This window comes from Fischerella sp. (genome assembly GCF_013388695.1).
In the GTDB taxonomy this organism is placed as follows: domain Bacteria; phylum Cyanobacteriota; class Cyanobacteriia; order Cyanobacteriales; family Nostocaceae; genus PCC9605.
Window position 1 is genome coordinate 20,401 of record NZ_JACAEU010000127.1, and the last position, 18,155, is coordinate 38,555.

Consider the following 18,155-nt stretch of genomic DNA (forward strand, 5'->3'; position numbering starts at 1 on the left):
CGAGTTAGACGAAGGAAGCCTTAATTCAGCAGTAGTGGAAAATCTCATGAAAACATTAGTGCCTAATAATGATGAAGTGAAGAGGTTGGAAGCTCTTCACCAATATCAGATTCTAGACACTTTACCAGAACAAGCATTCGACGATTTAGTATATCTAGCTGCCCAGATTTGCCGCATACCGATCGCCCTTATTAGTCTGATTGATGCCGATCGCCAATGGTTCAAAGCCAAATTGGGGATCGATGTACAAGAAATGCCCATAGATATCGGGTTCGCTCCCATTTGCATGAATACGGGTGATGTTTTGGTTATTCCTGATACCTTAGCTGATGAACGCTTTGCGAATAATTCTGTAGTTACATCTTATCCTTATGTCAGATTTTATGCTGGCATACCTTTGTTTGCACCAGAGGGAGTGGCGGTTGGCGCACTGTGTATTGCAGATCGGGTTCCCCGAGAAATTACCCCCGAACAAATAGAGGCATTGCAAGCAATTAGTCGATTAGTAGTCAGGCAGTTAGAATTGCGACGAAGTCTTACCGAACTGGCTAGTATTAAGACGGAATACAAACAGTCGCAAACAGCACTGTATCAAAGTGAATCTACTCTCCGCAGCTTCTTTGAGAGTACGCCAATGATGATGGGAGTAGTAAAACTTGTCAATGATGATATCCTGCATATTTCTGATAATGCCACGACAGCAAAATTTTTTGGATTAACTCCACAAGCAATGCAAAATCGTCTTGCTAGCGAGTTAGGCATTCCCCAAGAGTATGTGCATCAGTTGATAAATCACTACCGTGAAGCTGAACGTACTAAATTACCTGTTACTTTTGAATATATCCACGAGACTCCTCAAGGGAAAAAATATCTTAGAGGTACAGTTTCATCAATTGCTGCCACGTGTTGCGATCGCGCTCCCCAATTTGCTTATGCAGTAGAGGATATTACCGAGAGCAAGCGTATAGAGGAAGAACGCCAGCAACTGCTTTCAAGAGAACAAGCAGCAAGAAACAGAATTACAAATATTTTTGAAAGTATTACTGATGGTTTTCTGGCTTTAGATGGTGAGTGGCGTTTTACTTATATTAATAAGCAAGCCGAGTTATTCTTGCAGAGAAAAAGAGAAGAACTGCTTGGTAAAAATGTCTGGGAAGAGTTTCCCGAAGCGGTAGTTTCTAAGTTTTACCGAGAGTATCATAAAGCAGTATCAGCACAAATTAGCGTTGAGTTTGAAGAATTCTATCCACCACTAAATGCATGGTTTGAAGTACACGCCTATCCTTCCAAAGAAGGCTTATCTATTTATTTAAAAGATATTACAGAACGCAGGCAAGCTGAGGATAGTTTACGCTGGAAACAAGCGCTTTTGCGCTCAATGACGAAAGTCTCCCCATTAGCTTTTTATGTAGTAGAAAATCAAACTCAAGAAATTTTATATTTCAACGATATATTTTGTGAAATTTGCAGCATTCAACACTTGAAAGAGCGGATGGAACGCGGCGAATTGAAGCATCAGGATGTTATGCACGAATGCTCAAAATTCGTAGATATTTCGCTTTTTGCTTCTTGTCATCCTGGAACCGATCGGCAGTGTAGTTGTGAGGATGAAGTTTTCTTAGAAAATGGTCGCGTTATCCGCCGTTTTTCTCAACAAATTTATAATGACGATAACCAGCATTTCGGACAATTGTATATTTTTGAAGATATCACTGCCAGCAAAAAAGCAGAACAGCAAATTCGCGAACAAGCTGCATTACTAGATATTGCCTCAGATGCAATTATAGTGAAAGATTTATCGAACAAAATTTTATTGTGGAATAAAAGTGCTGAGAAACTTTACGGTTGGCGCTCAGAAGAAGCTATAGGCAGTTATGCCAATGAACTGTTACATAACGAACCTTTATCCACACTGCGAGAAATTCATAATACAGTTTTAGAGTGTGGCTCTTGGCAAGGTGAATTACAAAAAAACAACAAATCTGGCAATAAAATTATTGTTGAAAGTCGCTGGACACTAGTGCGTGATGAATATGGACAACCAAAATCAATTCTGGTTGTTGACACAGATATTACGCAGAAAAAACAATTAGAAAAGCAATTTTTGCGCGCTCAACGCATGGAGAGCATTGGTACTCTTGCCAGTGGGATCGCCCATGATTTAAATAATGTGTTGTCGCCAATTTTGATGTCAGTACAACTGCTCAAATTCAAATGCCAGGATCAGCGCGATCGCCAAATACTAACTATAGTAGAAAACAATGCCAAACGTGGTGCAAATTTGGTCAAGCAAGTACTAGCTTTTGCACGCGGAATCGAGGGCGATCGCACAGTGCTGCAAGTCAAACATTTGATTTCAGAAATGAAGCAGATTGTTGAACAAACATTTCCGAAATCAATCAAAATCAACACAGAAATTCAATCAGACTTGTGGCAAGTTCGTGGCGATAGCACTCAACTACATCAAGTATTAATGAATTTGTGCCTTAATGCTCGTGATGCCATGCCTGGGGGCGGAAACTTGTCAATTGCGGCTAAAAATATTTTTATTGATGAAAACTATGCCAGAATGCATCTAGATGCCAAAGTCGGTTCTTACATAGTCCTGAGTGTTGCTGATACAGGATTTGGCATCCCGAATGAACTGTTAGATCGAATTTTTGAACCATTTTTCACCACAAAAGAATTTGGTCAAGGTACGGGATTGGGACTGTCAACAGTCATGGGTATTATTAAAGGTCATAATGGTTTTATCACTGTGTCCAGTAACCTTGGTCGAGGCACAAAATTTAAAGTATACTTGCCAGCAATCCAGACACATATAACTCAACCACCAGAAGATCTGGAAATGCCACGAGGACAAGGACAATGGATTTTAATTGTGGATGACGAAGCCGCTATCAGAGAGATTACTACAACGTCTTTAGAAAATCATAATTATAAAGTGCTGACTGCTAGTGATGGTATTGAAGCAGTGGCACTTTATGCACAGCACAAAGACAAAATTAGTGCCGCAATTATAGATATAATGATGCCGAATATGGATGGCAAAACCACAATTAACACATTGCAAAAAATGAATCCGCTCTTGCATATTATTGCTGTGAGTGGATTGACAACAAGTGAACAAATATTACTCAATAACAATAATAAGTACATAGCCTTTTTACCCAAGCCATACACTGCACAGGAGTTATTAAAAACACTGCATGTGGTTATTAGTCATTAGTCAATAGTCAATAGTCAATAGTCATTGGCTTTTGACAAATGACAAATAATAATTAAACTTTTTGTCAAAATGATTAATAACTCTTGACTTTTGACTCTTGACTCTTGACTAATGACTAATGTGATTCTGGTTGTTGATGATGATTATATGCTGCGGATGCAGCTGCGTGAACTCTTGGAAACAGCAGGGTATAGAGTAGCAGAGGCAAGTAACGGTGCAGAGGCGCTGGCAGTCTATACCCAACTGCAACCAGATATGGTGCTGTTAGATGCCCTCATGCCAGAAATGGATGGGTTTAGTTGCTGTGCACAATTACAAACACTCCCTGGTGGCGATCGCACTCCTGTATTAATGATTACAGCTCTTTACGACCAAGCATCCTTGGAACGAGCTTTCGCAGTGGGTGCAGCAGATTTCATTACCAAACCAATTAAATGGCCGATACTGCGTCAGCGAGTGCAGAGGCTTTTAGCAGCGAGTCAGGCCATGCAGGCATTGCGACAGCAGACTGAACAAGCGCAAATGCGGGAAATGCAACTGCGGATGGCATTAGAAGCTGCCCGTATGGGCACCTGGGATCGGGATTTCTTAACTAATAAAATTATTTGGTCAGATAACCTCAAAACCCTCCTTGGTTTAGAAGAGGATACTTTTGAAAGTTCCTACGAAACCTTTATTAACTGCGTCCATCCCCAAGATCGCGATTTCATCAATCAATCACTCAAACAAGCTATTGAAGAAGGGGCAGAATACGATATCGAATTTCGTGTAGTTTTGCCGAATGGTACAATTCGCTGGATAGCAGCTAAAGGCGTTGTCTTGCGCGATCCCACTGGGGTAGCAGTGCGGATGCTGGGAGTAGATATTGACATCACCAAGCGCAAGCAAGCGGAAAAAGCTTTAGAAATTCATGCCAACCAGCAGGCGCTGGTGGCAGAACTCAGTCAACTGGCACTTGCTGGTACAGACTTAACCTCACTGATGCAGCAAACAGTTACTTTGGTTGCCCAATGTCTGGAAGTAGAGTATTGCAAAGCCTGGGAAATGTTGCCAGATGAAGCTACGCTATTGCTGCGGGCAGCAGTAGGTTGGCCGCAAGGGCTTGTGGGAGAAACGACTATCAGCGCCGGCACAAATTCCCAAGCTGGTTACACACTGCTTGTCAAAGAACCAGTGGTTGTCACCGATCTCAGCAAAGAAACCCGGTTCCAGCAATCATCACTACTGCTAGAAAATCCAATCGTTAGCAGTCTCAGCGTTGTTATTCATGGCAAAGAGCGTCCTTTTGGTGTTTTAGGGGTACACACAACCACACAGCGGACTTTTAGCAGGGATGATATTTACTTCTTGCAAGCAACTGCTAACGTTTTGGCTACGGCGATCGAACGCCAACGAGTGGAAGACGCACTCAAAGAAAGTGAACAAAGCTGGCAGCTAGCTGTGTGGGGTACTAATGATGGTATTTGGGACTGGAATGTCAAAACTAATGAAGTCTTCTTTTCAACACGTTGGAAAGAAATGCTTGGTTATGAAGAAGACGAAATTTCTAACCATTTAGATGAATGGATAAGTCGCGTCCATCCCGATGATATTGACTGGGTGATGCAGGCTGTTACCGATCATTTTGCCAAAAAAACCCCATTTTACACAACCGAATACCGCGTCCGGTGTAAAGATGGCACGTACAAATGGATTTTGAATCGCGCGCAGGCGTTGTGGGATGAAAACGATCGCGTCGTCGTGCGGATGGCAGGTTCCCATACAGACATTACCGAACGCAAACTAGCAGAGGAAAAACTGCGTCAGAGTGAGGAACGCTTTCAAATCCTGGCTCGTGCTACCACAGATGCTGTTTGGGACTGGGATTTGCTGACCGACCAGGTGTGGTGGAATGAGAATGTGCAAATACTTTTTGGTTACTCGCCAGAGCAAATTATTACCAATAATCATTGGTGGTGTGAACATATACACCCAGATGAAAGAGAGAGAATCGTTGCTGAAATTCACGCTGTAATTGATAGCGGTCAACAATTTTGGTCAAATGAGTATCGTTTTTGTCGTGCTGATGGTTCTTATGCCTATATCTTCGATCGCGGTTATGTCGTTCACGACAGTACAGGCAAACCTGTACGGATGATTGGCGCGATGATGGATATTAGCGATCGCAAACGGGTGCAAGAAGAGTTACAGCGCCAAAACATGCGATCGCGCTTGTTTGCTGATGTCACCCTGAAAATTCGTCAGTCTTTACAAATCGATGACATTCTCGAAACTAGCGTCAAGGAGGTGCAAAACCTACTACACGCCGACCGAGTATTAATTTTTCGGCTGTTGTCTGATGGTTCTGGAACTGTGGTTAAAGAAGCAGTGGTTCCTGGTTGGCCTGTGATTCTGGGGCGTAACATAATTGACTATTGCTTTAGTGAAAATTACATCGAAAGATACCGTCGGGGGCGCGTTAGTGCCATTGAGGACATTAGCCAAGCTGAGATCCAACCTTGCCATGTGGAATTTTTGCAACAATTTGCCGTCAAAGCTAACCTAGTTGTTCCAATTATCCAGCAAAATCAACTGTGGGGACTGTTGATTGCCCATCAGTGTGCCCATCCCCGCCACTGGGATAGCTGGGAAACCGAACTGTTGCGACAATTGGCAGATCAAATCAGCATTGCCCTGGGGCAAGCGAAACTCTTAGAACAAGAGACTCGCCAATGGCAAGAACTCAGCCGTTCCAACGAAGAACTGCAAGAATTTGCTTTTGTTGCCTCTCACGATCTGCAAGAACCACTGCGGAAAATTAAAACATTTGGCGATCGCCTCAAAGCCACCTGTGGAGACACCTTAAGCGAACAAGGACGCGACTACCTAGACAGAATGCAAAATGCTGCTCGCCGGATGCAAACTTTGATTGAAGATTTACTAAGTTTGTCGCGAGTTACTACCAGGGCGCAGCCTTTTGTCGCGGTGAATCTCTTTCAGGTAACACAAGAAGTACTATCTGATTTAGAAATCAGCATTCATCAAACTCAAGCAACTATAGAAGTAGGCGAGTTGCCCATCATAAAAGCCGATCCCCTCCAGATGCGGCAATTATTGCAAAATCTCATCGGTAATGCTCTTAAATTCCAGCGTCCGGAAGTACTACCCGTTGTCAAAATTTATAGTAATATTTTATCGAATTCATCAGATCCAGTTGCTGTTGGTAACGAGCAATGTCAAATCATTGTGGAAGATAATGGTATTGGATTTGACGAAAAGTATTTGGATCGCATTTTTAATGTTTTTCAGCGTCTGCACGGTCGCAGTGAATATGAGGGTACTGGTATAGGTTTAGCGATTTGCCGGAAAATTGTTGAACGTCATCAGGGGAGCATCACCGCTAGTAGTAAGCCAGGCGAAGGGGCGAAATTTATCGTTTCGTTACCACTTAACCTCGATTCTTGATCTTCTTCACAATTAAAGGTTTATTATACCCCCACATATATTTTGTGATTTTACAACCCTACCCATAAAATTTGTTGCAATTTAATAATGAATTAATCCTATAAGCATCGCATAAGGAGAAAATGCAGAGTGAAGGGTCGGCAAACTACCATCACAATTTTGATGGCCGATGATGATGAGGACGACTGTATGTTGGCTCGTGAGGCATTAGCAGAAAGTCGCCTCGCAAACGACCTACATATCGTTAGGGATGGAGAGGAGTTGATGGATTATTTATATCAGCGTGGTCGATATGCCGATCCGAAAAGTTCGCCTCGTCCGGGTTTGATTTTGTTAGATTTAAATATGCCCAAAAAAGATGGTCGTGAGGCGCTCAAAGAAATTAAAAATGACCCGGAACTAAGGCAAATTCCAGTCGTGGTACTAACTACCTCCAAAGCAGAGGAAGATATTTATCGAACCTATGATTTGGGAGCAAATTCGTTTATCATCAAACCGATGACATTTGCCGCCTTAGTGGAAGTGATGAGGACTATAGGGAAGTACTGGTTTGAAATTGTAGAACTGCCGCTATAAGCCTGGGAGGCAGCAATGAAAGACAACCCGATCAAAGTTCTTCTCATTGATGACGATGAAGATGATTATATATTAACTCGCGATTGGTTCAGGGAATTTCAAGTAGTTAATTGCGAGTTGACATGGGTAGATACTTATCAAGTTGCCAGAAATGCGATCGCTTCTGGACAATATGATGTCTATCTTGTTGATTATCGTTTAGGTGATGGCAATGGATTGGAACTTTTGCGTGAAGCTATTGCCAATGGCTGTGCAGATCCGATCATATTGCTCACTGGTCAAGGAGATCGAGAAATAGACATAGAGGCGATGAAAGCCGGGGCAGCAGATTATCTGGAAAAAAGCCAATTGACTGCACCTTTGTTAGAGCGTTCTATTCGCTATGCTTTGGAACGCAAACAAACTGAGCAGAAAATTCGCGAACAAGCTGCCCTGTTAGATGTCGCTACAGATGCAATTTTTGTACAAGATTTAGATAATCAAATTCTATTTTGGAATAAAGCAGCTGAGCGTCTTTACGGTTACAGAAAAGAAGAAGCTATCGGTAAAAAAGTATCAGAACTTTGGCAAGAAAAAAACTTATCTCAATTACAAGAAGCTCTCACCATTTTGATGAAAAATGGTGCATGGGAAGGAGAGTTACAGCAAAGAACAAAATCTGGTCAAGAAATCATCGTCGAAAGTCGCTGGACACTAGTACGAGAGTTTGATAAAAGAAGACAAACTATTTTAATCGTCAATACTGATATTACCCAAAAGAAACAACTAGAAGCACAATTTTTACGTGCCCAGCGTTTGGAGAGTATTGGTACATTAGCCAGCGGTATTGCCCACGATCTCAACAATGTTCTAGCGCCGATTTTGATGACAGCACAACTGTTAGAATCACAGTTGCACGATGAGCGCAGTAAGCGACTTTTGCCTATATTAATCAGCAATGCCAAACGGGGAGCAAATCTAGTCAAGCAAGTTCTATCTTTTACTCGTGGGGTGGAAGGCGATCGCACCTTAGTGCAATTAAAGCACTTGGTTCGAGAAATTCAGCAAGTAATGAAAGAAACATTTCCCAAATCTATAGATGTTTCAACTCACATACCGCAAAACCTTTGGATTGTATATGGTGATGCCACCCAACTGCATCAAGTATTAATGAATTTATGTGTGAATGCCCGTGACGCTATGCCTAATGGCGGTAATTTAACCATTTATGCGGAAAACTTTTTAGTAGATGAAAATTACGCCAAAATGCATATTGATGCACGAGAGGGTGCTTATGTAGTCATCACCGTTGCTGATACAGGAATTGGCATCGATCGGGAAATATTAGATCGTATTTTTGAGCCATTCTTTACTACCAAAGAATTCGGCAAAGGTACTGGACTTGGTCTTTCTACAGTACTGGGAATTGTCAAAAGCCACGGTGGATTTGTCAGTGTCTACAGTGAAGTTGGTAGAGGTAGTGAATTTAAAGTGTTTTTACCAGCACAACAAACACCAGAAATTTCAGAAGAACGAGAAATGGAATTACCTTCGGGGAACGGCGAATTAATTTTGGTTGTGGACGATGAAGATTCAATTCGTGACATTACCAAAACATCCCTAGAAACCTATAATTACAAAGCAATCACAGCCAGCGATGGCATTGAAGCGATCGCCCTTTACGCAGAACATCGCGATGAAATCTCTGTAGTCTTAACAGATATGCTTATGCCATCTATGGATGGACTAACAACCATCCGTACCTTGAAAAAAATTAATCCTAACGTCAAAATTATTGCCGTCAGCGGACTGGCTTCTACAGATAAGGTGAACGCTGCTACCGACATCGGCGTCAAAGCCTTTTTACCCAAACCCTATACAGCCAAGCAATTATTGCAAACAATTGGCGCAGTTAAGAATGGAAAGTAGTTGTAGAGACGTGCCATGGCACGTCTGTACATTGGTTAGTGGTTAGTGGTTAGTAGTTAGTAGTTGGATCAAATAACGAACTACTCACAATTAGCAATTAACAAATGACAAATGACAAATGACAAATGACAAATGACTAATAATTCTGAAATTTTAGCCGTTAATGACGCTTTTTACCGAGCATTTGAAAAAAAAGACATTGAGGCGATGAGTACAGTTTGGTCTCAAGGAACTGGTAGTCTTTGCATTCACCCTGGTTGAAATCTACTCCAGGGTTGGAAAGCAATTCGCACCTCCTGGGAAAAGATATTTCAAAACACTCCTTATATTGAAATAAATAGAGACATAATTGCTACAGAAGTTCGCGATAATATCGCCTATGTCGTGCTAATAGAAAATGTCATGCAAGTTATTAATGGTAGGAAAATAGAAGCGCGATCGCTAGCTACGAATGTGTTTGAATTTCTCGGTGGCAAGTGGTATTTAGTACATCATCATGCCAGTTCGATTGTGCGGTAAAAAATAAGTTATACCCTTTCAAAGGAAAATGACTACAAATGTTCTTGGCTTGTAGTAAGCACTTAAGTGCTTACTACGAACTATGTGTAGTTCCACTTTCGAGAATTGGTATTACGCCTGATGTGAATTAAAGCTATGACAAAAATCAGGTTTTATAAATCGACCACAGATAAACACAGAGTAAAGGGGATTGGGTTGGTGGTCGAAAAATTATGGAAGAGGCTTGCATCCTTGATAAACTACTAGAAAAATTTTCAGTAATCGCCAATGCTAATTGAGTTTCTCTGGAGTCCTGAACCAATTATTTTTGTTCAACAATTATTTGGTGAGAGTTGGAATTTATTTTTTCAAACTTTATCAGAATTGGGAACAGCTACGGCTGTAACAGTGGTTTTCGCTCTAACATTTTGGATTTCCGGAAGACGATTTGCTTGGTGCTTAGTGGGTGCAGTTCTCTTAGTAACAGTAATTAATGTATTGATCTGGTCAATCTTTTATGTACCGCGTCCCTACGACCCGCAAATAATAGTTCATGAAAAGCTAGCACTGTCATCTTTTCCCAGCGGACACACTGGAACTGCAACTCTTCTTTGGGGAACACTAAGCGCATTTAATCGTATTCCAGCAGCTGTGACAGCCTGTATAGTTTTGGGAGTGATGGTATCTCGCTTGTATCTAGGCGTACATTATTTAGGCGACGTACTCAGTGGTTTAGCACTTGGACTAATTTTGGTGGTAGTGTATCAGCGGTTGTGGCCAGTGCTGGTGCGTTGGTTCTCTGGCAGGACATTTCGATTTTTCCTAATTCTCAGTCTCTCAGCACCTATTGGCGTGTTTCCGTTCACCAGCTTTTTTCCAGAAGGTTGGGAAGTGTTTGGTGCTGCTGTGGGTGCAGGAATTGGAATACCTTTGGAATATTGGTATGTCCGATATTCCCCAGCCAAAGTCTCCAAACGCAAACAAGTGCTGAAGATGATAATTGGTTTGGGAGTACTAGTAATGCTTGTCTTGAGTTTTCGCTTCATTATCAGCAATGAGTTAGCACGCAATACAATAACTTTTTGTTTGGCAGCGCTGTGGATTACCTTCTTAGCACCAGCGCTATTCACACGCATGGGACTATCCAATCTTTAATAGTCGCGATCGCCTGCATTACAGCTTCCCGATCTGTTTTGGAAAGATTGGCACTGATGCGATTAGCTGTCATATATATGACTCCTTTGGGATACATAATTTCAGTGTTCCCAAATCGAGAAAAGCGATCGCGATGTAGATGCAACAGAGGCGGAAAAATCTGTAATTGGTAATTAGCCCATTACCAATTACCCATTCCCCATTACCTTAAGTACAACATTACACAAATTCGTAACGAATTAAATCTAGAAAAACTCTGCGTGCCTCTGCGCTTACTCCGCGAGCCTCTGCGTTTCAAATCGCTACTCTTTTACGCAAAGCTGTACTTAGACCGTAGAAACTTGATTGATCATTTCTCGCTCGTGACTAATCTCCTCTTTACGACTAATGGGTGTACCTGTGAGACATCTGTTTAAACCAGACAGTAATAACTCGTGCATAGATTTAGCCTGTTTATGGTCAGGGAAGATAGTCAAGAAATCATCCAAATTATGGATAGCTTCACGGATATGCTCTAGGGAAGCACCATTGGCTAAGGCATATCGATATAAACTTTCCACTGTCGGATAATGCTGAACTGCCAAATAGTAAAGAGCCACTCTAAACGTATTGCGCCAATCCTGGGTATCTTGTTCGTAACGCTTTTTCGCAATTTTAATAGCAACAGTAAGGTCAGTTCGGGCTTTGTTTTGTTCCTTGAGGACTTGGTAGGCTAAAGCACGTAGATATAAATACCAATCATCATCGGTATTTAATTCAATGGCGAGGTTGATATCTGCCACAGCCTCGTGATAGCGCTTGAGCATAAGATGGGTGTAACCGCGCCCAGCTAGTTTCCATTCGTAATGCTGTTTAGAATTAAGTTCAATGGCACGGTTCAAATCTTTCAAGGCTTCTGTGTAACGCTTCATCCGGCAGTAAGTGTCACCCCGACCAGCCCATGCCCAATCGTCATTGGGATTAATTTCAATGGCGCGGTCAAATTCTAATAAGGCTTCGGTGTAACAATTGATCATCCGGTATGTATGACCTCGACCAGCAAAAGCCTTGTGATTATTAGAGTTAATCTCAATGGCGCGGTCAAATTCTTTGAGGGCTTGCTGGTAACAATTCATCATCCAGTAAGTGTAAGCGCGACTGACAATTGCCTTATCGTTAATGGGGTCAAGTTCAAGGGCGCGGTCAAAGTCCTTGAGGGCTTGGTCATAGTCCTTCATCAACTGGCAAGTCTCTGCCCGACTAACAATTGCTTTTTCGTTCACGGGGTCAAGTTCAAGGGCGCGGTCAAAGTCTTTGATGGCTTGGTCATAATGCCCCATCAACTGATAAGTCTGTGCCCGGTTGGTAATCACCTGGAGATTTTCAGGTTCAAATTCAATTGCCCGGTCAAAGTCTTTGATGGCTTGGTCATAATGCCCCATCAACTGATAAGTTTGTGCCCGGTTGGTAATAACTCGGGTACAATTGGAGTCAATTTCAAGGGCACGATCAAAGTCTTTGATGGCTTCCTCATAAAGCTTCATCGACTGGTAAATCTCACCCCGCTTGACAAGTGCCCTAGCGTAATTGGGGTCAAGTTCTAAGGCGCGGTCAAAGTCTTTGAGAGCTTGTTTATTGCGTCCCATTAACTGGTAAGTTTCACCTCGACTGGCAATTGTCCAAACATCATTAGCATCAAGAGCAATGGCACAGTCAAAGTCTTCCACAGCTTCGGCGTAACATTCCATCTGGCGGTAAGTCTCACCTCGCTGAACGAATGCCCATTTATATGTAGGATCTAGTCTCAGAACCCGGTCAAAATCTTGGACTGCTTCCATGTAATGTTCGATCAATTGGTAGATTACACCCCGCAGTGCGATCGCCTGGATGTGATCTGGTTCAAGTTCTAGAATGTGGTTAAAGTCTGGTAGGGCTTCGGTGTAATGTCCCAACAAGTAATGCGCTGCACCTCGTAGCGCTCTCACCTGGATATTATCCGGCTCATATTTGAGAACGCGGTTAAAGTCCGCGATCGCTTCACCATAACGCTCCAGCAAATGATATGCTGCTCCTCGCAGTGCCAGTGCCCCGATCTGCTCCGGTTCAACTTCCAGAATGCAAATCATATCTTGCACAACTTCGTCATAGCGCTGCATTAATAGATAGTTATACCCGCGTTGAGTTTTTGCCCAGGTGTAATTGGGATCAAGTTCAATGGCGCGGTTGAAGTCTGCTAGGGCTTGGTCGTAACGCTCCATCAATTGATAGACATAGCCTCGTTGTGCAACTGCTCTGGGACGGTCAGGTTCGAGTTTAATCAGGCGGTCAAAGCATTTAATTGCCTCTGAGTAACGCTTCTTGTGAGCAAAAACATGACCGCGAAGTTCGATCGCACAGTTGAGCGCAGGGTTGAGTTTAATGGCTTGGTTCAGGCTCTTAAGGGCTTCATCATAGCGTTTCATTTTGTAAAAAGTTGCCCCTTTGAAACTGTAAGCCAAGGCTCGCCACTTGACATCAACCTTACCCTGCTCTATGAGTGCTGCAAACATTTGGGCAGTGTCTTCATACTCTTGCTCTTTCCAGGCTTTCAACCCTTTAAGGAGCTTTTCACCCCAACGCTGAACTTCTGCCGCATCAGAATCTTTTCCAGCCTGCACAATTGTTTCTGCCCAGCTTTGAGCAAATTTATAATGCTTTTGCAGAGTCTCTAAAAATTCATTGAAAGCCAGAGGTAAATACTTGAGTGGTGCTTGACACAAGCGGTGATACAACACATTCAGCTTGTAGTTTTGCCAAGTTTGATCGCACCATTTTTTCTGTTCATCTAGTTGTAAATCTTGAGCTAGGGATTCGTAGTAATCTGCTAACTTGCCCTGCAACTGCGTCCAACTTTGCGCCGATGAAAGCCGCTTGTGACGTAACATCAGCGTTTTGGCTACATCATGATACGCCCAACCGTTAGGATGAGCTTTCATAAACGGCATCTGTTGCAGCCAGTCTAGCAGCATATCCGCCTCTTCTTCTGGGCGCAACTGAGCCAAAACATCTCGCTGCAAAAACCGAGGAATCGCAGCAGTCAGCGCTACTTGCCGCCATTTAGGATCTTTCATCCACTTTAAGAAGCGTTCTACTACCATGCCGTTAGCATCGCCAACTTTGCTGTCATCATTGGGGGTTTCAGCAGCCAGCGTTGCAACTAGCAGGGGCAAGCCTTCAGAAAGGCGCAAAATTACATCAATAATCTCGTCGTTGCTAATGCCTTTACGAGTTAGAAATTGTTTGGTTTCCTCTTCTGTAAAAGTTTCCAGTACCAGACGCACCATTGACTCTTCATAAACTTTCCAATGGTTTTTGTCTAACTCTTGCCGACCTGCAACAATCAGTAAGATATTCGATGGTACGTCACCATAGCGACCATCGAGAATGTCTCTGAGCCAGCGGTCTAAAAATTCTTCTGTGCGATCGTAGCTATCAAAAAACAGAGCAATATCTGAATTTACTGCCACCTCCCACAAATCCTCTAAAAACAGAGGCGTCAAGACCGCGATAGGTTCCTGTATTAAACGTAGTTCGTCTTTGTTGATTAATTTTCTGGCTACGTAAGAAGTCCACTCTTGTTGAGTGACGCCCGCATCCTGATCTGCAAATTCTAAGACAATATCAGTACCTGGAATTTGCTGTGTCAAATGCACGTCGCCCTTAAACAGCGATCGCCCCATAAAAGCCGAAAATCCTTGAGGTACTTCCGGATCTATTTCTAGTTCTTGTAACTTTTGGTGGTAAAGTTTGTAACTTTCAGAAAATTTTGCTAATATGTAACCGTACTGCTCTAGTTGTTGTGCTAAATGATTCATTACCTCCGGTACGCCTTTTTCCAACTCGTCCGTATAAGCGGTAATGAATTTTGCATTTTCAGCAATTTGGCGAAACTGGCGCAGCAAAGAACTTTTACCAACACCACCTCGGCCAGAGACATTAAAAATAAAACGACGGTGATGATCCTCAAGTGGTAATTCTAAATTATGGCGAAATATCGTGATTTCTTCTTCTCTGCCCACAAAATTTGATTGTTGGCGTTGCTTGAGAATCTCTTGCAGGGTCTGATGCTTCTTATGTGAGTTATTTGGTGGAAGAGAGTCTTGCTTTTGGGCCACATCCAAAGCTTTACTGACAATCGCCCAACTTCGATCATCTAAGTTAGGTAAGTTTTGAAACTCTTCAGTTGTTAAATTAGCTAACAGTGGTAATTTCTCACGGATAGTAGCGATCACTTGCAGGATCGCTTCCCTGTCTGCGGGTGAAAGAGTGGCAGTCACATGATTATCTGTCATTTTTATTACTCCTCTTACACACACCCTAAATGCAGCGTTTTCAAACCGAGACTAAAGACGATTTAAACCAACCTTACGGAAGCATTTAGTATTAGCAATTACCCTGGTAGAGACACTATTATTAGCATCTGTTAAAAATAATCGCTTCCTGCGGCTACACCCATCTAAAAATATGGGTGCTATTTATTATCAATCACGGCGATACACTCAATTTCTACCAAGACATCCTTAGGCAAACGAGATACCTGCACGCACGCCCGCGCTGGGGCTTTCGCCTCGTCAAAATATTTCGCATAGACTGCATTCATGGCATTAAATTCATTCATATTAACTAAGAATACAGTTGTTTTTACCACATCTGCAAAGCTTGCTCCAGCCGCTGTTAGTATTGATTCCAAATTAGCCATTACTTGCTCTGTTTGCTTTGTCACATCCCCCTCACCAGAAATTACACCAGTGTTAGGGTCAAGCGCAATTTGCCCAGCTACAAAAATCATCTGCCCAGTCGCAATAATTGCTTGATTATATGGCCCTACTGGTGCTGGAGCTTTATCAGTATGAATAACTTTTCTACTCATTTTTATTGGTGTCCTTTGTATCTTTAGTCATTAATCTACGTAGGGAATTTAAAAATCATAAGTTGAATATTTCTTAATTTGAACATTCTTGAATTTGCCTGTTTACCGCATAGAAGTTGTGGCAAAAAAGTCTAAATTGTTGCTACTAGTACAGAAAGCATAAGGCAACTATGCTGTTATTAAGCTGCTATGCTAGAAGGCAGAAGGTAAAAAATTCATGATATAGCCTTTTTGACTATTTTTAACAGTCCGATCATTTTATTTGTCAGGCTCTAAACACTTAATTCAACCTTGGACGTATTCCATAATGCCGATAACGCCAATAATCTCGCAGGATATGGTCATGGTCAAAACATAAATTATTTGGTATGCGCCAAGACTCAAAAATTCCTATACCCTTAGCATCGTCCCCTGCTTTTGGTTCACCAGTAGCTGTTGCCAAAAATACAATGCTGATTGTGTGCTTGCGGCGATCGCGATTGGGATCGGAATATACGTGAAATTGTTCAATCAACTCCACCTGCAAACCAGTTTCTTCTAAAGCTTCGCGTTGCGCTGCTAATTCTGTTGTTTCCCCGTAATCTAAAAAACCTCCGGGTATAGCCCAACCTAAAGGCGGATTATGCCTCTCAATTAACACTATTGGCCGATGAGGTCGGTCAACCATTTCGATGATGATATCAACAGTCGGAACAGGATTTTGATAAGTCATAGTCAAGGGTCAAGAGTCAAGGGTCAAGGGTCAAGAGTCAAAATTAATTACTCTGGACTTTGGACTGTTGAGTTTGGACTCCACCGAGTGGTGGACAAAGGATGCTCAACACGAGTTTACTTTGTACAGTCGCAATTACTGTTCCATGCTAAATTCGATGAAATATGTTGCTCTTATAGTTCAGGATATTTATGCCTTTTCCCAGAACCAGCGGCATTTTGCTACATCCAACCAGTTTTCCCGGTCGTTATGGTATCGGAGATTTAGGGTTGGAGGCTTATCAATTTGTTGATTTCCTCGCTCGCAGTGGCCAGCAGTTGTGGCAGATATTGCCTTTGGGACCAACAGGCTTTGGTAACTCGCCCTACATGTGTTTTTCCGCTATGGCAGGCAATCCCCTGCTGATTAGTCCTGATGTACTCAAAGATAATGGCTTGTTGAGCGAAGATGATCTGCGTGATGTACCAGACTTCCCGTTAGATCGGGTGGACTTTGAGAGGGTGATTGCCTGGAAGATGCCCCTGTTGCGGAAAACCTGCGAAAACTTTAAACATAAGGCTAGTACAATTCAGCAGAAAGAATTTGATGGCTTCTGTCGAGGTAAGGCCAGCTGGCTGGAAGACTATGCGTTGTTTATGGCACTGCTGGATACTCAAGAAGGAACAACCTGGACTGACTGGCCTGAGGAGTTGCGTCAACGCAAGCCGGAGGTGTTAGAGCAATGGCGTAGTCGTTTATCACAGGAGATATTTTTTCACAAGTTCCTACAGTTTGAATTTTTTCGTCAGTGGTCAGAACTCAAACAATATGCCAACGACCAAAAAATTCAAATTATAGGCGATATTCCCATCTACGTTGCCCACAATAGTGCTGATGTTTGGGCACATCCAGAAAATTTTAAGCTAGATCGAGAAACAGGAGAACCAACGGAAGTAGCCGGGGTTCCACCGGATTATTTTTCGGCAACTGGTCAGCTTTGGGGAAATCCAATTTACGACTGGAAATATCTAGAATCTACTCGTTTTGATTGGTGGGTTAGGCGCATCCGTGAAATCCTTGCTCATGCAGATTTGATCCGTATCGATCACTTCCGAGGTTTAGAGTCTTATTGGTCAGTCCCGGCAGGGGAAGAGACAGCGGTGAATGGAAAATGGGTTAAGGCTCCAGGCTATGCTTTATTTGAAACAATTCGTGAAGAGTTAGGCAGCCTACCGATCATCGCTGAAGACCTAGGCTACATCGATCAGCCAGTATTGGATCTCAGAGATCATTTCGGGTTTCCGGGGATGAAGATTCTACACTTTGCCTTTGGCAGTGATGCCAACAATTTCTATTTGCCGTTTAATGTGGTTCCCAACAGCGTCATCTACACGGGAACCCATGATAATAACACCACGATTGGCTGGTATCATGAGGATGCCTCTGATTATGAACGCGATCGCCTGCAAAAATACCTTGGCTGTAATAGTCCTCATGGGATTGCTTGGGATATGATTCGTTTGGCGATGAGTTCTGTTGCCCATCAGGCAATTATTCCCCTCCAAGATGTCTTCAATTTGGGATCTGATGCTCGCATGAATACCCCTAGTAAAGCTGATGGCAATTGGGGTTGGCGCTATCGAAGTGAAGCCTTAACTGAAGAATACAGCAACCGTCTCAGAGAGATGGCATTTATTTATGGGCGTTATAAGGGGTAAGAAAATAGAATAAGAAGACCAATCAGATATAAAGCAATCTCACTAAAG

9 protein-coding genes and 1 pseudogene are annotated in these 18,155 nt (G+C 42.6%); 7 read left to right on the forward strand and 3 right to left on the reverse strand.

What is annotated here, in order from left to right; genetic code table 11:
• The first annotated feature begins 46 nt into the window (after positions 1-46).
• The 6 genes and pseudogenes from HXY43_RS16900 to HXY43_RS16925 all read left to right on the forward strand — a co-directional run bounded on the left by HXY43_RS16900 (position 47) and on the right by HXY43_RS16925 (position 10,810).
• Positions 47-3,229, forward strand: coding sequence for a PAS domain S-box protein (locus HXY43_RS16900; RefSeq protein WP_290884998.1), 3,183 nt, complete (start codon positions 47-49; stop codon positions 3,227-3,229).
• 111 nt (positions 3,230-3,340) lie between these two features.
• Positions 3,341-6,673, forward strand: coding sequence for a PAS domain-containing protein (locus HXY43_RS16905; protein ID WP_290885001.1), 3,333 nt, complete (start codon positions 3,341-3,343; stop codon positions 6,671-6,673).
• Positions 6,674-6,802: 129 nt separating this feature from the next.
• Complete coding sequence (locus HXY43_RS16910; protein WP_290885004.1) at positions 6,803-7,249, forward strand: response regulator; 447 nt, start codon at positions 6,803-6,805, stop codon at positions 7,247-7,249.
• 15 nt (positions 7,250-7,264) lie between these two features.
• A complete protein-coding gene (locus HXY43_RS16915) occupies positions 7,265-9,157 on the forward strand; it encodes a response regulator (protein WP_290885007.1) in 1,893 nt (630 codons plus the stop codon).
• A 132-nt stretch (positions 9,158-9,289) separates the two neighbouring features.
• Positions 9,290-9,676 (forward strand): annotated as a pseudogene (locus HXY43_RS16920) (nuclear transport factor 2 family protein).
• Between the two features lie 267 nt (positions 9,677-9,943).
• Complete coding sequence (locus tag HXY43_RS16925) at positions 9,944-10,810, forward strand: phosphatase PAP2 family protein (RefSeq protein WP_290885010.1); 867 nt, start codon at positions 9,944-9,946, stop codon at positions 10,808-10,810.
• Between the two features lie 326 nt (positions 10,811-11,136).
• Here HXY43_RS16925 and HXY43_RS16930 read toward each other — a convergent pair whose 3' ends face one another.
• The 3 genes from HXY43_RS16930 to HXY43_RS16940 form a co-directional block, all read right to left on the reverse strand.
• Positions 11,137-15,120, reverse strand: a complete 3,984-nt coding sequence (locus tag HXY43_RS16930; RefSeq protein ID WP_290885013.1) for a tetratricopeptide repeat protein — start codon at positions 15,118-15,120, stop codon at positions 11,137-11,139.
• A gap of 179 nt (positions 15,121-15,299) precedes the next feature.
• A complete protein-coding gene (locus tag HXY43_RS16935; RefSeq protein ID WP_026736520.1) occupies positions 15,300-15,698 on the reverse strand; it encodes a RidA family protein in 399 nt (132 codons plus the stop codon).
• Positions 15,699-15,978: 280 nt separating this feature from the next.
• On the reverse strand, positions 15,979-16,410 hold the full coding sequence (locus HXY43_RS16940; RefSeq protein WP_290885043.1) for an NUDIX hydrolase: 432 nt from the start codon (positions 16,408-16,410) through the stop codon (positions 15,979-15,981).
• A 191-nt stretch (positions 16,411-16,601) separates the two neighbouring features.
• Here HXY43_RS16940 and malQ point away from each other — a divergent pair, with 191 nt between their 5' ends.
• On the forward strand, positions 16,602-18,107 hold the full coding sequence (malQ, locus tag HXY43_RS16945; RefSeq protein WP_290885018.1) for a 4-alpha-glucanotransferase: 1,506 nt from the start codon (positions 16,602-16,604) through the stop codon (positions 18,105-18,107).
• Positions 18,108-18,155: the final 48 nt, after the last annotated feature.